The sequence below is a fragment of the Acidovorax sp. 1608163 genome (assembly GCF_003669015.1).
Taxonomy (GTDB): domain Bacteria; phylum Pseudomonadota; class Gammaproteobacteria; order Burkholderiales; family Burkholderiaceae_C; genus Acidovorax.
This window is the reverse complement of sequence record NZ_CP033069.1, coordinates 3,231,691-3,245,870: the sequence shown is the minus strand read 5'-3', so window position 1 is coordinate 3,245,870 and position 14,180 is coordinate 3,231,691. Positions and strand designations below refer to the sequence as shown.

Here is a 14,180-nt window from a genome sequence, read left to right as displayed (position 1 = left end):
ACATTACGTTGGGCCTAAAGAGAAATGCAGCTCTGTCATGAATATGTCTATTCTTTTTGACCCTGAGCCAATTCAATGGGGCTTAAGGGGTGACCCTTATCTCTGGCGGGAAATGGCAGAGCAATTTCAAGGCATTCCCCTTCCTGAGTCATCCCACGAATTGTCGTCTTTGCTTGAGGAAACCTTTCTAAAGCTCACTGGCTACCCCGTGTCGCATCAGAAACACTTCAGAGTAGAACGGCACGCTCATGGCGGAATGTCCTCAGGCGGCATAGCAACAGAGTTCTGGCGTGAGCGTGGCATTCCGTTGCTACTATCTAGGTTCGCGGCCCAACAAGGCGTTCAACGCGACGGCTTCGCCGCGCGTTAACTTAGGCGTTGAGCGTCCGCTTCCATTCGCTTCCACCGGCTGCTCCTGGCCGGTTGCAGCCGGACGAAATAGCCGCTGCGTTCTTCACTTTGCTGGGTTGATTCGCAGCCCTACTAACTTTTGCAGCTCCGGATTGGGCATGCATAGTCAGCCCATTCTTGCATGATGGCAGCGCGTTTTTCAAGCATGTCACCACGCCGGTAAGCCGCCTCTGTCTTCGTGTCGATGGTATGGGCCAGGCATAGCTCCACGGCATCGCGCGGGTGATGCGTCATTTCGCCCGCCCAGTCTCTAAATGTGGATCGGAAACCGTGCGGGACCGCGCCGAGCTGGTGCCTGCGCATGAGCGCCAGCAGCGCCATATCTGAAAGCTGGCCTTTGCGGTTGCTGGGGAAAACATGCTCCACCAGTTCCTCCCGCGTGGCGTGCTGCGTGCGCAGAAGCGCTACCGCCTGGCGAGACAAGGGCACGCGATGTTCCTTGTTGGCTTTCATCCGTTCGGCGGGAATGACCCACAGTGCTGACTCCAAGTCGATTTCACTCCACACCATGCCGCGCACCTCACCCGAGCGGGCGGCGGTCAGAATCAGGAAACACAGAGCGCGGGCGCTCTGCCCATCAATTGAGGCAATCTTCTGATAAGCGGCGGGCAGTTCAGCCACTGGCACCGCTGCGCGGTGCTTCACCGGCGCCACCTTGTCGGGGTTGGCCAGGATGTGCTCAAGCTGGCCACGCCAGCGCGCAGGGTTGGGGCCGGTGCGGTGCCCGTGGGCGGTGGCCCAATCCAGAATCTGTTCAATGCGCCCACGCACTCGCGTTGCCGTTTCGGTTTTGGTCTTCCAGATGGGCGACAAGGCCCGCAGGACGTGGGATTGGTCAACATCCGACACGGCCACTTGGCCAAAGTGCGGGGAAACATAAGCGGCAAGGGTGTTGCGCCACTGCTGGGCGTGCTTGGCGTTGCGCCAGGTGCTTTCATGCTCTGTGATGAAGGCATCGGCGGCTTTGTCAAACTCCAGCCGCAGTGCGTTTGCCAGCCTCGCGGCTTCGCGTTCGTCTGCTCGCGCCTTCAATGGGTCAATGCCGGAATCACGCAGGGCGATGGCTTGGCGGGCTGCGTCCCGCGCAGCGGCCAGACTGACGGCTGGATAACTCCCAAGACCCATGCGGCGCCTCTGGTGCATGAATCGGTAGCGGAACACCCACACGCGGGAACCACCAATGATCTGCAGCTGAAGCCCAGGGGCACCGCCAACGGCGTACACGCCGTCTTCGCGCAACCGCGACACCTCAAGGGCCGTTTTCTCCAAAATTCGCTTGGGCATCAGAATCTATAGGCCCATCTATGGGCCATAAAAATTTGAATTGAGCATGAAAAACGATTGGGTGGCGTTTGCTTGAATACTGTATATAACACCATAATTTGCAGCGTAACACGTTGTTTTATATGGGTCAATTGCGTAGTGCAGGCGAAAAAAAAGCACCCTGTGTGGGGTGCTGTTTTTGCGTTCTGGCGGAGACTGTGAGATTCGAACTCACGGACGGTTGCCCGTCGGCAGTTTTCAAGACTGCTGGTTTAAACCACTCACCCAAGTCTCCGGGTTTGGAAGCTGCGTATTCTAGCTGCTGGCGCGGGCGGTTTTGGTGAGCATGCCGCGCGTCTCGATGAACTGGATGACTTCGGCCAGGCCGTCCTGGGTTTTGAGGTTGGTCATGGCGAAGGGTTTGAGGCCTTGGGCGTTGGTGCGCATGCGGGTGGTGTCGGCGCGCATCACATCCAGGTTGGCGCCCACGTGGGGGGCCAGGTCGGTCTTGTTGATGACGAACAGGTCGCTTTTGGTGATGCCGGGGCCGCCCTTGCGGGGGATTTTTTCGCCGGCGGCCACGTCGATGACGTAGATGGTGAGGTCGCTCAGTTCGGGGCTGAAGGTGGCGGCCAGGTTGTCGCCGCCGCTTTCGACGAACACGATGTCGGCGTTGGGGAACTCGCCCAGCATGCGGTCGATGGCTTCGAGGTTGATGGAGCAGTCTTCGCGGATGGCGGTGTGGGGGCAGCCGCCGGTTTCCACGCCCAGGATGCGCTCTGCGGGCAGGGCACCGCTCACCGTGAGCAGGCGCTGGTCTTCCTTGGTGTAGATGTCGTTGGTGATGGCGATGAGGTCGTAGTCATCGCGCATGGCCTTGCACAGCATTTCCAGCAGCGTGGTCTTGCCGGAGCCTACGGGGCCGCCGATGCCCACGCGAAGGGGGGCAGGTTTTTGGTACGGTTTGGGATGTGGTGCAGTGCGGTGGTCATGGTGTCGGTGATGACGTAATTTGCTATTAAATGGATAGCTGCTTGCGCTTGCATTGCTTGCGCTAGGAGCGAAAAAGTCTTGAATATTGCACTTCATGCTGGGCGCTCAGGATGGCCAGCATGGGCGAAAAAGCCTGGCGCTCGCTGTCCATCAGGTGCGCTGCGTGGTCTGCGGCGGGCGGAATGGCGTCTGCCAGCCGGGCCAGGATGCGCTGGCCTGCGCTTTGGCCCAACTGCATGGACTTGAGTGCGGCCTGCACCATGTTCTCTGCCCAGCCAAAGGCGTAGGCCAGCAGCACTTCGCGCACCGGGGCTTGGGTGACGGATGCGGCCAGCGCAAACGCCACGGGGTAGGTGGGGGGCAAGGCGGCCAAGTGGCGCACGGCGGGCATCAGGGCCTCATCGCCCTGGTGCTGGTTGCGCAGCCAGTCGGCCATGGAGCGGCCCATTTGCTCGGTTTGCAGGCGCAGCTCGCTGGTTTCGCGGGTGTGCAGCACCCAGTCGTTGAGTTCGCGCACATGCGCCCAGTCTGCGCGCCGCCAGGCGCCTACGGCCTTGGCGATGAGGGCCATGTCGCCGCGCGCCTGGGTGATGTAGAGCTGGTCGAGCAGCCAGTCGCCCACGGCGGCTTCGCTGGCCAGGCCCGCGTTTTCAATGGCGCTTTCCAGCCCTTCGGAATACGAGAACCCGCCCACAGGCAGCGCGGGGGAGGCGAGCCACATCAGCTGCAAAAAGCTGGCGGCGGGCAGGGGGGCGGGGCGGTCGATGCGCATGGTGGCGGTTGGTCAGCCCGGTTGCAGGGTGTGTGGGCGCAGGTGCGGCATGCAGCACGCCCGGGCTTCGACAGGCTCTGCCCGAGCGGATGGGGCGGGCGCCCGGGCTTCGACGGGCTCAGCCCGAGCGGTGAGGGATTTGCGTTGCAGGCGGCCCATCGCCATCTCAGTGGTCGTGGTTGCAGTGGGGGCCGTGCACATGCCCTTGGGCGACCACCGGGATGGACACGGTGCGCCCACGGGTGGGGGCTGCGGTGGTTGCAGCGGGAGGGCTTGCATGGCTGTGGTCGTGGCTATGCCCATGGTCGTGCGAATGGGCATCGGGGTGGTCGTGGTCATGACCGTGCTCATGTCCGTGCCCATGCCCATGCCCCCCATGGTGGTGCCCGCCGCCATGGCCTGCAGCGTAAGCACCGCCTTCGGGCTCAAACGGCAGGCTTTGCTCGGTCACGATGAGGTGCATGGCGCGCAGCATGTCGGCCAGCACATGGTCGGGCTCGATCTTGAGGTGGTCGGGCTGCAGCTCAATGGGCACATGGCGGTTGCCCAGGTGGTAGGCGGCGCGGGTCAGGTCAAACGGGGTGCCGTGGTGTTGGCAGTGGGTGATGACCAGCACCGGCTGCGGCGCTGCGATCACGCGGACCATGGAGCCGTCTTCGGCCACCAGCACATCGCCGCCGCGCACCAGGGTGCCACGGGGCAGGAAGATGCCCAGCTCGCGCCCGGCCGAGTCGGTGGCGGCGAAGCGGCTTTTTTGGCGCACGTCCCAGTCGAGCTCGACGGTGGAGGCGCGCTTGAGCAGCACGGGGGCCAGGCCGTGGCCTTGGGAGAGGATTTTGGAAACCTGGATCATGGTGACGAAGTAAGTAGAAGCCAGCCCGCACGGTGGGGCAAAGCTGCATTGTGGCGCTACAGCGCTCTTGTCATGAAGCGGCTGTGCGGGTCTGGGCGATAGCTGCCAAACGGTGCGCAGTCGGCAAAGCCATAGCGCAGGTACAGCTGCCAGGCCGGTTCAAAAAACGGCTGGCTGCCCGTCTCCAGGCTGATGCGCTGGTAGCCCAGGTCCACGGCCTGGCCCAGGATGTGTTCCAGCACGGCCCGGCCCACGCCCTGGCCGCGCACCGATGCCGCCGTGCGCATAGACTTCAACTCGGCATGTCCGTCTTCTAGGTGCTTGAGTGCCCCTGTGCCCACCAGCCGGCCCGGGGCGTCGGCAGCGTCGTCTGGCCGCCAGGCGGTCCAGAAGCGGATTTCGGGCTGGCGCAGCCGGGCCATGTCCAGTGCGTGCACGCTTTCGGGGGGCGAGGTGGCGCGCATGTCTTGCAGGTGCTCCTCCATGAATTGCTCGATGCGAGGGTCGCGCAGGTCGTCCAGGCGGATCTGTAGCGTGGGGGCGCTGGTCGTCATCCTGCGGCCTCAGAACAAAAAGTACCGCTGCGCCATGGGCAGCACGGTGGCAGGCTCGCAGGTGAGCAACTGGCCATCGGCGCGCACCGAATAAGTCTGCGCGTCCACTTCCATCTTGGGCGTGTAGCTGTTGTGCACCATGTCGCGCTTGCGGATGCCACGGATGTTGCGCACTGCGCTCAAGGTTTTGCGCAGGCCAAAGCGCTCGCCAATGCCAGCGTTCAAACCAGCCTGCGACACGAAGGTGAGCGAGGTCTTGGCAATGGCCCCGCCGAACGCGCCGAACATGGGGCGGTAGTGCACGGGCTGGGGCGTGGGGATGGAGGCGTTTGGGTCGCCCATGGCGGCCATGGCGATGAGCCCGCCTTTCAAGATGAGCGCAGGCTTCACGCCAAAGAACGCAGGCTTCCAGATCACGAGGTCGGCCCATTTGCCGACTTCGAGCGACCCCACCTCATGGGCAATGCCGTGCGCAATGGCGGGGTTGATCGTGTACTTGGCCACGTAGCGCTTGATGCGGAAGTTGTCGTTGCGCTGCAGGATTTCGGCCAGCTCATCGCGGCCCGCAGTGGGGGGCAGCCAGCCGCGCTGCACCTTCATCTTGTGCGCGGTCTGCCAGGTGCGCAGGATGACTTCGCCCACGCGGCCCATGGCCTGGCTGTCGCTGGACATCATGCTGATGGCGCCCAGGTCGTGCAGGATGTCTTCGGCAGCGATGGTCTCCTTGCGGATGCGGCTTTCGGCAAAGGCCAGGTCTTCGGCAATGCTCGCATCGAGGTGGTGGCACACCATGAGCATGTCCACATGCTCGTCCAGCGTGTTGTGCGTGTACGGCATGGTGGGGTTGGTGGACGATGGCAAGAAGTTGTCCTCGCCCACCACGCGCAGGATGTCGGGGGCGTGCCCGCCGCCCGCGCCTTCGGTGTGGAAGGCGCAGATGCCGCGCCCACCCACGGCGGCGATGGTGTTCTCCACAAAGCCCGATTCGTTGAGCGTGTCGCTGTGGATGGCGACCTGCGTGTCGGTGGCTTCGGCCACGTCCAGGCAGTTGCTGATGGCTGCCGGCGTGGTGCCCCAGTCTTCGTGGAGCTTGAGGCCAATGGCGCCCGCGTTGATCTGCTCGTGCAGCGCATCGGGCAGGCTGGCGTTGCCTTTGCCCAAAAAGCCCAGGTTCATGGGGAAGGCATCGGCCGCTTGCAGCATGCGCTCCAGATTGAAGGGGCCGGACGTGCAGGTGGTGGCCAGCGTGCCCGTGGCGGGGCCGGTGCCGCCGCCCAGCATGGTGGTCACGCCGCTGGCCAGGGCCTCTTCGATCTGCTGCGGGCAGATGAAGTGGATGTGGCTGTCGATGCCGCCTGCGGTGACGATGCTGCCCTCGCAGCTGATGACCTCGGTGCCAGGGCCGATGATGATGTCTACGCCGGGTTGTGTGTCGGGGTTGCCTGCCTTGCCGATGGCGGCGATGCGGCCTGCCTTGAGGCCAATGTCGGCCTTGAAGATGCCGGTGTGGTCAATGACGAGGGCGTTGGTCAGCACCGTATCCACCGCACCTTGTGCATTGGTGCGCTGGCTTTGCGCCATGCCGTCGCGGATGGTTTTGCCGCCGCCAAACTTCACTTCTTCGCCATAGCTGCCTGCGCGCAGGGTGTAGTCGGCCTCGACTTCGAGAAGGAGTTCGGTGTCGGCCAGGCGCACGCGGTCGCCCACGGTGGGGCCGAACATTTCGGCGTAGGCGCGTCGTCCAATGGTTGCCATGGGGGGTGCTCCGCAAGAACTGAGTACTATACTTTTGATAGCTTCTAGCGCTTATCTATCAAGCGCTAGAGGCTGTTTTTGCTTGAAATTTCTAGAGCGCGCCGTGTGTCAGGCCCTGAAAGCCAAACACCTTGCGCTCACCCGCGTAGTCCACCAGCTCCACGGTGCGCTCCTGGCCGGGCTCAAAGCGCACGGCGGTGCCGGACGCAATGTTCAGCCGCATGCCGCGCGCGGCGGCGCGGTCAAAGCCCAGGGCGTTGTTGGTTTCTGCAAAGTGGTAGTGCGAGCCGACCTGGATGGGGCGGTCGGCCATGTTGCGCACCACCAGAGTGAGGGTGCGGCGGCCGGTGTTGAGCAGGTGCTCGCCGGGTTCGGTGATGAGTTCGCCAGGGATCATGGGGGCTCCAGATCAAATGAAGGCTTAGGCCATTTGCGCCAGCAGCGCGCCACCCATCAGGGCCACGGCCACGCCAGCGGCGCGACTGATCCACACGGTGCGCTGGCGCAGTGCCCAGCCTGCCGCCAGCCCTGCGCCATGCAGCAGCACGGTGGCGGCCAGCATGCCTGCCAGGGTTTGCCAGGCGCTGCTGCTGCCTGCCAGCTCTACGCCATGGGCCACGCCATGGAACACAGCAAAAACGCCCGCGCCCAGCGCGGCCACGATGCCCGGCACGCGCAGGCGGGATACGACGAGCAGGCCCGTGGCCAGCAGCGACGCCGCAATCATCGGCTCTACCGCAGGCACGGCCACGCCTTGCAAGCCCAGCACCGCCCCCGCCAGCAGCATGGCCGCAAAGCCCACGGGGCCCCACAGCAGTTCGCGACCGGCGCCGCGTGCGGCCAGCGCGCTCCACAGGCCCACGGCCACCATGGCGGCCAAGTGGTCCAGGCCGAACAAGGGGTGCACAAAGCCGCTGATGAAACCGCTGTGGCTGTGGGCTTCTACCCCTGTATGGGCGCTAGCGCTTATGGATAAAGCGCTGGCAGCTATCAAAAAGAGAGCGGATTTGGTGCGGGAGAGGTTCATGTGAAAGGACTCCTGAAAGTGAAAACTGGCGTGGTCTAGGCCAGCGGCCGCCGCGCAAGGGCCGCCCCGCCGCGCTGGCGGCGTCCCCCTCGGGGAAGGCGCCGAAGGCGACACAGGGGGGCTTCATAAAATCGGCTGGTGCACGGTGACCAGCTTGGTGCCGTCGGGAAAGGTGGCTTCGACCTGGATGTCCGGGATCATCTCGGCGATGCCATCCATCACGTCGGCGCGGGTCAGCACGGTACGGCCCTCGCTCATGAGTTGCGCCACGGTCTTGCCGTCGCGCGCGCCCTCCATCACGGCGGCACTGATCAGGGCCATGGCCTCGGGGTAGTTGAGCTTCAGGCCCCGGGCTTTGCGGCGCTCGGCCAGCAGGGCGGCGGTGAAGATCAATAGCTTGTCTTTTTCGCGAGGTGTCAGTTCCATGTCGTTTCACTCAATACTGGGGTCAATGGCTCGCCCGACCGCTTGAGCGGTCGAACGCGAGGTGTCAGTTCCATTTCGTTCCGCGTAGCCTGTCTACAGTGGGTCTCATGCGAGTGGGCATGTCGCGCACGATGCAAGGCCATTTCATGGTGCACTAGCGCCGATGAATGTGGCAAGTATGTGGATAGTGGCCAGCAAGCCCCGTGCCCGCAATACGCCGTTTGGCCCACGCGGACGCGGTATGTCGCGGGGCGTGCTGCCGTGGCATGGAACCTGCACCCTGGCTCACCCATGTCCACGCCCCCCGCAACCCCTGCCGATCCTGGCCAGCCACCGCAGCAGGTCGTCAAAGTCCGGCGCGACTACAACAGCTGGGTGGCCACCGAGACCATGGAGGACTATGCGCTGCGCTACGCCCCGCAGCGCTTTCGCAAGTGGTCGGAATGGCGTGTGGCCAACACCGCGTTTGGGGCGGCTTCGTTCCTGATCCTGGAGGCTGTGGGCGCCACGCTGCTGGTGCAGTACGGTTTCATCAATGCCTTCTGGGCCATCGTGGCCACGGGGCTCATCATCTTTTTGGCGGGGTTGCCCATCAGCGTGTATGCGGCGCGCTATGGGGTGGACATGGACCTGCTCACGCGTGGGGCGGGCTTTGGCTACATCGGCTCCACACTCACCTCGCTCATCTACGCCAGCTTCACCTTCATCTTCTTTGCGCTTGAAGCCGCCGTGATGGCCTACGCGCTGGAGCTGGCGCTCGACATTCCGCCGCGCTGGGGCTACCTGATTTGTGCGTTGGTGGTGATCCCGCTGGTCACGCATGGCGTGTCGGCCATCAGCCGCCTGCAGGTATGGACGCAGCCACTGTGGCTGGTGATGCTGGTGGTGCCGTTTGGGGTGGTGTTGATGCGCGATCCTGGTGCGTTTTCCGGAGTGGTGCACTACGGTGGTGAATCTGCACTGGGAAATCGCTTCCAATTGCCCATGTTTGGTGCAGCCCTCACGGTCGGCATTGCGCTCATCACCCAGATGGGGGAGCAGGCCGACTACCTGCGCTTCATGCCTGCGCCCGTGCCGGGCCAGCGCGGGCGCTGGTGGCTGGGCGTGCTGGTGGGTGGGCCGGGCTGGGTGGTGCTGGGCGTGCTCAAGATGCTGGGCGGGGCGCTGCTGGCGTACTTGGCGCTCACCCATATGGTGCCGGTAGAGCGCGCGGTAGACCCGAACCAGATGTACCTGGCGGCGTACGAGTACGTCTTTCCGAACTACGGCTGGGCGGTGGCGGCCACGGCGCTGTTTGTGGTGGTGTCGCAGCTCAAGATCAATGTGACCAATGCCTACGCCGGGTCGCTCGCGTGGTCCAACTTCTTCTCGCGCCTCACGCACAGCCATCCGGGGCGGGTGGTGTGGGTGGTGTTCAACACGCTCATCGCCTTCATGCTGATGGAGATGAACGTGTTCCGAGCCATGGGCGAGGTGCTGGGGCTGTACTCCAACATCGCCATCGCCTGGATCATGTCGGTGGTGGCCGACCTCGTCATCAACAAGCCGCTGGGCCTGTCGCCCAAGGGCATCGAGTTCAAGCGTGCGCACCTGTACGACATCAACCCGGTGGGCGTGGGGGCGATGGCGCTGGCATCTGTCGTCTCCATCAGCGCGCACCTGGGGCTGTTTGGCCCGCTGCCGCAGGCGTTCTCAGCGGTGATTGCGATGGCCGTGGCTTTTGTCACCGCGCCGCTCATTGCCTGGGCCACGGGCGGCAAGTACTACATTGCCCGCCAAAGCGAGCCGGTGGCCGTGCCCATGCACGGCCCGGTGCCCGGGACAAGGGCCAGCGATACGGTGGCCGATCTGGGCAGCTACCAGCGCTTGGCGGTGCAGCGCTGCGTGGTGTGCGAGCGCGAATACGAAGCCCCCGACATGGCCCAGTGCCCCGCCTACCGGGGCGCGATCTGCTCGCTGTGCTGCACGCTGGATGCGCGCTGTGGCGACCTGTGCAAGCCCCACGCCAGCATGGCGGTGCAATGGTCTGCCGCGTTGCGCTGGGTGCTGCCGCGGGCGGTGTGGCGCTACCTGGACACGGGCCTGGGGCACTTTTTGCTGCTGATGCTGGTGATTGCCCCGCTGCTGGCCGCCGTGATGGGGCTGCTGTACCACCAGGAGCTCAACACCATTGCCCAGGCCATGACGGACACCGATGTGCTGGCCGCGCCCGAGGTGGCCTTGCGCTCAGGCTTGCTCAAGGCGTACCTCGCGCTGCTGGTCATCTCGGGCATCGTGGCCTGGTGGCTGGTGCTGGCGCACAAAAGCCGCCAGGTGGCGCAAGAGGAATCGAACCGCCAAACGGGTCTGCTGGTGCGCGAAATTGAACTGCACCGCCAGACCGACGAGGCCCTGCAAACCGCCCGCAGTGTGGCCGAGCAAGCGCGCCAGCAGGCCGAAGATGCACGCGCCCTGGCCGACCAGGCCAACCAGGCCAAGAGCCGCTACATCAGCGCCATCAGCCACGAGATCCGCACACCGCTCAACTCCATCCTGGGCTATGCGCAGCTCATGGGCGAGGACCCCGCCGTGCCCGCGCACCGCAAGCAGGCGGTGCACGTCATCCGGCGCGGCGGCGAGCATCTGCTCTCGCTCATCGAGGGCACGCTGGACATCGCCCGCATCGAGTCGGGCAAGCTCACGCTCGATGTCGCCCCCATGCGCTTTGCCGATGGCCTGCACGAAATGGCGGGCCTGTTCGAGCTGCAGGCCGCAGCCAAGGGGCTGGCGTTTCAGTTCGATGTGCAGGGCGTGATCCCCGAGGTGGTGCGGGCCGACGACAAGCGCCTGCGGCAAATCCTCATCAACCTGCTGGGCAACGCCATCAAGTTCACCGCGCGCGGCACCGTCACGCTGCGGGTGCGCTACGCCCGCGAGATGGCCCGCATCGACGTGCAAGACACCGGGCCGGGGCTGACGCCGCAAGAGATCGAGCGCATTTTTGAGCCCTTCACCCGAGGGGGCTCGGCGGCCGGGGCCAGCGCCACGGGGGCCCCCGGCGCCGGGCTGGGCCTGACCATTGCCAAGATGCTCACCGCGCTGATGGGCGGCGAGCTGACGGTGACCAGCCAGCCCGGCGTGGGCTCGGTCTTTCACGTCAAACTCTTTTTGCCCGAGGTGCATGCCGACGCCCTGGGCAAGGCCGGGGCGGCTGCCTTGCCGCGCCCCGCCAGGGCCCGCACCGGCTACGTGGGCGAGCGCCGCCGCATTCTGGTGGTAGACAACGAAGAGCCCGACCGCGAGCTGCTGCGCCAGTTGCTGGAGCCCTTGGGCTTTGAGCTGCGCCAGGCCGCCAGCGGCCACGATGCGCTGGACCTGCTGGCCACCGGCTACCGGCCCCACGCCATCTTCATGGACCTGGCCATGCCCGGCATTGACGGGTGGGAGACCATTCGCCGCATCCGCGCGCAGGGCTGGGCTGAAGGGGCTGCAGAGGCTGCGGTGGGTGGCGAGGGCGGCACGGACAGGGAAGGCGCCTGCATCGCCGTGGTGTCGGCCAACGCGTTTGACAAGACGCTGGAGAACGACGCAGGCATCCGCCCTGAAGACTTCATCGTCAAGCCCGTGCGCCACACAGAGCTGCTGGACTGGCTGGAGCGCCGGCTGGAGCTGGTGTGGCTGGAGGCGCCCGCGGCTGCACCACAGCCCGCAACGTTGCCTGCCCCTGTCTCCGCCACCGCCCCGCAGTCCGTTGACGCGGCCCCGGTGGTGGCGCCTGCTGCGGCCCCGGGGCGGCCATCGCCTGTCCCCCCGCAGCCTTGTTGGGCGACCTGGCCCAGTCGGTATCCTTGGGCTACTACCGGGGCATCTTGAATGCCCTGGCCGATATCGAGCGCCAGCACCCCGAGCACGCGCCCTTTGTGCTGCACATGCGGCAATTGGCGCAGCAATTCCAATTCGATGCCATGGGCCAGATCCTGGAGCACACCCCACCATGAATGCGCCTTCCCCCGCATCCACCGCCCCCGTGACCCCAACAGGCATGCTTGACCGCACCGACAGCGATGTCGTGCTCATCGTGGACGACGTGCCCGACAACCTGGCCGTTCTGCACGACGCACTCGACGAATCGGGCTACACCGTGCTGGTGGCCATGCATGGTGAAGCTGCGCTGCAGCGTGCCGCACAGGCCCTGCCCGACATCGTGCTGCTCGACGCCATGATGCCCGGCATGGACGGCTTTGAAGTCGCCCGGCGCCTCAAAGCATCGCCCGCCACAGCACACATCCCCATCATCTTCATGACCGGCCTGACCGAGACCGAGCACCTGGTGGCCGCGCTGGAGGCAGGGGGCATCGACTACGTCACCAAACCCATCAAGCCCCGCGAGGTGATGGCCCGCATGCAGGTGCACCTGGGCGCCGCCCGCAAGGCCCGGCAAGACGCCCGCCAGGCCCGCGAGGCCCGCAACGCGCTCGACGCCTTTGGCTATGCCAGCATCACCGTGCGCGCTGCCGATGGGCGCATCGTGTGGCAAACCCCGCTGGCGCGGGAGCTGCTGCAAAGCTACTTTGGAGAAGTGGGGCCCGATGGCGCACCGACCGCTTACGGTCAGTGGGCGCCCGAGCCCGTGCAGGCCTGGCTGCGCCGCCATGTGCTGGCCGACAACGCCGCCGAGCTGCTGGCCGCATCGCTGGCCGAGCCACCGCGCCTGGCGGTAGAGCAGGGCGCCCGCCGCCTCACCTTCCGCCTGCACCAGCAGGCGGGCGACAGCGCGGGCGGCGGCGACTGGCTGATCGTGATGCGCGAGGTGTCCGATGCAAAAATCATCGAATCCATGAGCCTGTCCTTCAAGCTCACCGCCCGCGAGGCTGAGGTGCTGTACTGGGTGGTCAAGGGCAAGATCAACCGCGACATTGGCGACATCCTGGGGGCCAGCCCCGCCACCGTCAAAAAGCACCTGGAGCGCGTGTTCGCCAAGCTGGGCGTGGAGACGCGCACGGCGGCAGCGGCGATGGCGATGAACCGCATCCGGCAGCTGCATCCGCAGTTTGAGGGGTGAGTGGGAACGAGGCGGCCGAGGCCGCCTTGTGTGCCATTGGGATACCCCCTGGGCGCTATGGCTTGGTGCAGCGAGAAGGGGTCACGAAGACAAAGGGTGCTTGGCACAGTCCGTAGTGGTATTCGGCCGAAGGATTGATGGAGCTCCCCTGAGTCTGTTTCCAGATCACGGCCTTGTACGAGAGCTGTTCATCCACCTCCATCTCTTCAGTCCAGAACGTGCCCGATGAAGACGAACTGGCCTGTTTGCAAGCAAAAGTGCCCTCGGCCTTGATGCCTCGGCCAGCGGGTTGATAGCGCCCTGAGTATTCACAGGTTTCCAGATCACCGTTGTACCGACTCATGTAGAAGTTGCCGTTCTCCAGTTTGAAGTTCACGGTGGCGGGCATCAGACTGCCGAAGGTGGCCAAGGCATAGGAGATGGCATAGCGCCCCTCGCGGTTGAAGCGGGCCGTGTGGTCTTCGTATTGAAACCGCGTCATTCTTGCCGGTGCTTCGCCGGGAAATGTCACGCTGGCCGTCGTGGCGCTGTCAAAGGCAATGGCGATATTGCCGACCACTTTGCGCACCTGGCCATCCCTGGCAGGGGCACCCAGCGCTTTTCCTCCCTGGAACTCGACCAGTTCAGCGGTGAATGTGCCGTCGTCCTGCCGGGGGCCGCTGGCCTGCAGGAACATGGACGAGCCATCTTCTCGATAGCCAAAGTACGTCACGATCAGATTGCGCCCGCCCTGAGCATCAATTTGCAGGCCACGCCCTGGCTTGCCGGTGACCTCTCCATTGACGGCCCACATGCCCGAATCTGGCTGGAGAGCCTGTGCCGTGATCGGTGCGAGCAAGGCGGCGCTTGCGGCAAGGAGAACTGCAATCGAGTGACGGGCTTTGAACATAAAGTTGTGGTGTTTGAACGCGCCAAAAAAGGGCTGTGAGGGTTGGGAAAGCGGCGCTGTGCCTGTGTCTCTCTGCCATATCAAGCTGAAGGCTGATGCGCATGAGGCGTCTTGCAAAGCCACGGTTGAATTGTCAAATGATTGTTTCACAAGGAGGCTTGATTGGCTACCTGGACCGTACTCGCTCCAGTTACGC

At 64.7% G+C, this 14,180-nt stretch carries 13 protein-coding genes, 1 tRNA gene and 1 pseudogene; 4 read left to right on the top strand and 11 right to left on the bottom strand.

Annotation, left to right across the window (positions count from 1 at the left end; all coding sequences use genetic code 11):
* Positions 1-37 precede the first annotated feature (37 nt).
* Complete coding sequence (locus EAG14_RS14345) at positions 38-370, top strand: hypothetical protein (protein WP_121729288.1); 333 nt, start codon at positions 38-40, stop codon at positions 368-370.
* Positions 371-483: 113 nt separating this feature from the next.
* Here EAG14_RS14345 and EAG14_RS14340 read toward each other — a convergent pair whose 3' ends face one another.
* From EAG14_RS14340 to EAG14_RS14295, 10 genes and pseudogenes are all read right to left on the bottom strand, one after another.
* Complete coding sequence (locus EAG14_RS14340; protein ID WP_121729287.1) at positions 484-1,695, bottom strand: site-specific integrase; 1,212 nt, start codon at positions 1,693-1,695, stop codon at positions 484-486.
* Positions 1,696-1,881: 186 nt separating this feature from the next.
* A tRNA-Ser gene (locus tag EAG14_RS14335) sits at positions 1,882-1,969 on the bottom strand.
* 20 nt (positions 1,970-1,989) lie between these two features.
* A pseudogene (gene ureG / locus EAG14_RS14330) lies at positions 1,990-2,666 on the bottom strand (urease accessory protein UreG).
* A gap of 62 nt (positions 2,667-2,728) precedes the next feature.
* Positions 2,729-3,439: an urease accessory protein UreF gene (locus EAG14_RS14325; RefSeq protein WP_121729286.1), complete on the bottom strand. Its 711-nt coding sequence runs from the start codon at positions 3,437-3,439 to the stop codon at positions 2,729-2,731.
* Between the two features lie 166 nt (positions 3,440-3,605).
* On the bottom strand, positions 3,606-4,292 hold the full coding sequence (gene ureE / locus EAG14_RS14320) for an urease accessory protein UreE (protein ID WP_121729285.1): 687 nt from the start codon (positions 4,290-4,292) through the stop codon (positions 3,606-3,608).
* Positions 4,293-4,348: 56 nt separating this feature from the next.
* The gene (locus EAG14_RS14315) at positions 4,349-4,846 is read right to left on the bottom strand and encodes a GNAT family N-acetyltransferase (RefSeq protein ID WP_121729284.1); all 498 of its coding nucleotides are present in this window, start codon (positions 4,844-4,846) and stop codon (positions 4,349-4,351) included.
* 9 nt (positions 4,847-4,855) lie between these two features.
* The gene (gene ureC, locus EAG14_RS14310) at positions 4,856-6,601 is read right to left on the bottom strand and encodes an urease subunit alpha (protein WP_121729283.1); all 1,746 of its coding nucleotides are present in this window, start codon (positions 6,599-6,601) and stop codon (positions 4,856-4,858) included.
* A gap of 91 nt (positions 6,602-6,692) precedes the next feature.
* Positions 6,693-6,998, bottom strand: coding sequence for an urease subunit beta (locus EAG14_RS14305; RefSeq protein ID WP_099654828.1), 306 nt, complete (start codon positions 6,996-6,998; stop codon positions 6,693-6,695).
* Positions 6,999-7,022: 24 nt separating this feature from the next.
* Positions 7,023-7,628 carry a HupE/UreJ family protein gene (locus EAG14_RS14300; protein ID WP_121729282.1) on the bottom strand — a complete coding sequence of 202 codons (606 nt, stop codon included), beginning with the start codon at positions 7,626-7,628 and terminating at the stop codon, positions 7,023-7,025.
* 123 nt (positions 7,629-7,751) lie between these two features.
* Positions 7,752-8,054 (bottom strand): urease subunit gamma, encoded by a 303-nt coding sequence (locus EAG14_RS14295; protein ID WP_099654830.1) that lies wholly within the window; start codon positions 8,052-8,054, stop codon positions 7,752-7,754.
* A gap of 291 nt (positions 8,055-8,345) precedes the next feature.
* Between EAG14_RS14295 and EAG14_RS14290 the strand changes: the two genes are divergently transcribed.
* From EAG14_RS14290 to EAG14_RS14285, 3 genes are read left to right on the top strand one after another with little or no spacing between them, the layout of a single operon-like run.
* Entirely contained in the window at positions 8,346-11,906 is a 3,561-nt protein-coding gene (locus EAG14_RS14290; RefSeq protein WP_371414356.1) for an ATP-binding protein, read from the top strand.
* Positions 11,882-12,031, top strand: coding sequence for a hypothetical protein (locus EAG14_RS23775; RefSeq protein WP_371414355.1), 150 nt, complete (start codon positions 11,882-11,884; stop codon positions 12,029-12,031). The genes EAG14_RS14290 and EAG14_RS23775 overlap by 25 nt, the downstream gene beginning before the upstream one ends.
* The gene (locus EAG14_RS14285) at positions 12,028-13,095 is read left to right on the top strand and encodes a response regulator (protein ID WP_099654832.1); all 1,068 of its coding nucleotides are present in this window, start codon (positions 12,028-12,030) and stop codon (positions 13,093-13,095) included. Before EAG14_RS23775 ends, EAG14_RS14285 begins: the two co-directional genes overlap by 4 nt.
* Positions 13,096-13,150: 55 nt before the next feature.
* Here the strand turns inward: EAG14_RS14285 and EAG14_RS14280 are convergent, their stop codons facing one another.
* A complete protein-coding gene (locus tag EAG14_RS14280; protein WP_143226651.1) occupies positions 13,151-14,107 on the bottom strand; it encodes a hypothetical protein in 957 nt (318 codons plus the stop codon).
* Between the last annotated feature and the right edge of the window lie 73 nt (positions 14,108-14,180).

Bases quoted from the DNA above. Each gene is read 5' to 3' on its own strand.
- EAG14_RS14345 (WP_121729288.1), top strand. From the start codon at position 38: ATGAATATGTCTATTCTTTTTGACCCTGAGCCAATTCAATGGGGCTTA.
- EAG14_RS14340 (WP_121729287.1), bottom strand. From the start codon at position 1,695: ATGCCCAAGCGAATTTTGGAGAAAACGGCCCTTGAGGTGTCGCGGTTG.
- EAG14_RS14325 (WP_121729286.1), bottom strand. From the start codon at position 3,439: ATGCGCATCGACCGCCCCGCCCCCCTGCCCGCCGCCAGCTTTTTGCAG.
- ureE (WP_121729285.1), bottom strand. From the start codon at position 4,292: ATGATCCAGGTTTCCAAAATCCTCTCCCAAGGCCACGGCCTGGCCCCC.
- EAG14_RS14315 (WP_121729284.1), bottom strand. From the start codon at position 4,846: ATGACGACCAGCGCCCCCACGCTACAGATCCGCCTGGACGACCTGCGC.
- ureC (WP_121729283.1), bottom strand. From the start codon at position 6,601: ATGGCAACCATTGGACGACGCGCCTACGCCGAAATGTTCGGCCCCACC.
- EAG14_RS14305 (WP_099654828.1), bottom strand. From the start codon at position 6,998: ATGATCCCTGGCGAACTCATCACCGAACCCGGCGAGCACCTGCTCAAC.
- EAG14_RS14300 (WP_121729282.1), bottom strand. From the start codon at position 7,628: ATGAACCTCTCCCGCACCAAATCCGCTCTCTTTTTGATAGCTGCCAGC.
- EAG14_RS14295 (WP_099654830.1), bottom strand. From the start codon at position 8,054: ATGGAACTGACACCTCGCGAAAAAGACAAGCTATTGATCTTCACCGCC.
- EAG14_RS14290 (WP_371414356.1), top strand. From the start codon at position 8,346: ATGTCCACGCCCCCCGCAACCCCTGCCGATCCTGGCCAGCCACCGCAG.
- EAG14_RS14285 (WP_099654832.1), top strand. From the start codon at position 12,028: ATGAATGCGCCTTCCCCCGCATCCACCGCCCCCGTGACCCCAACAGGC.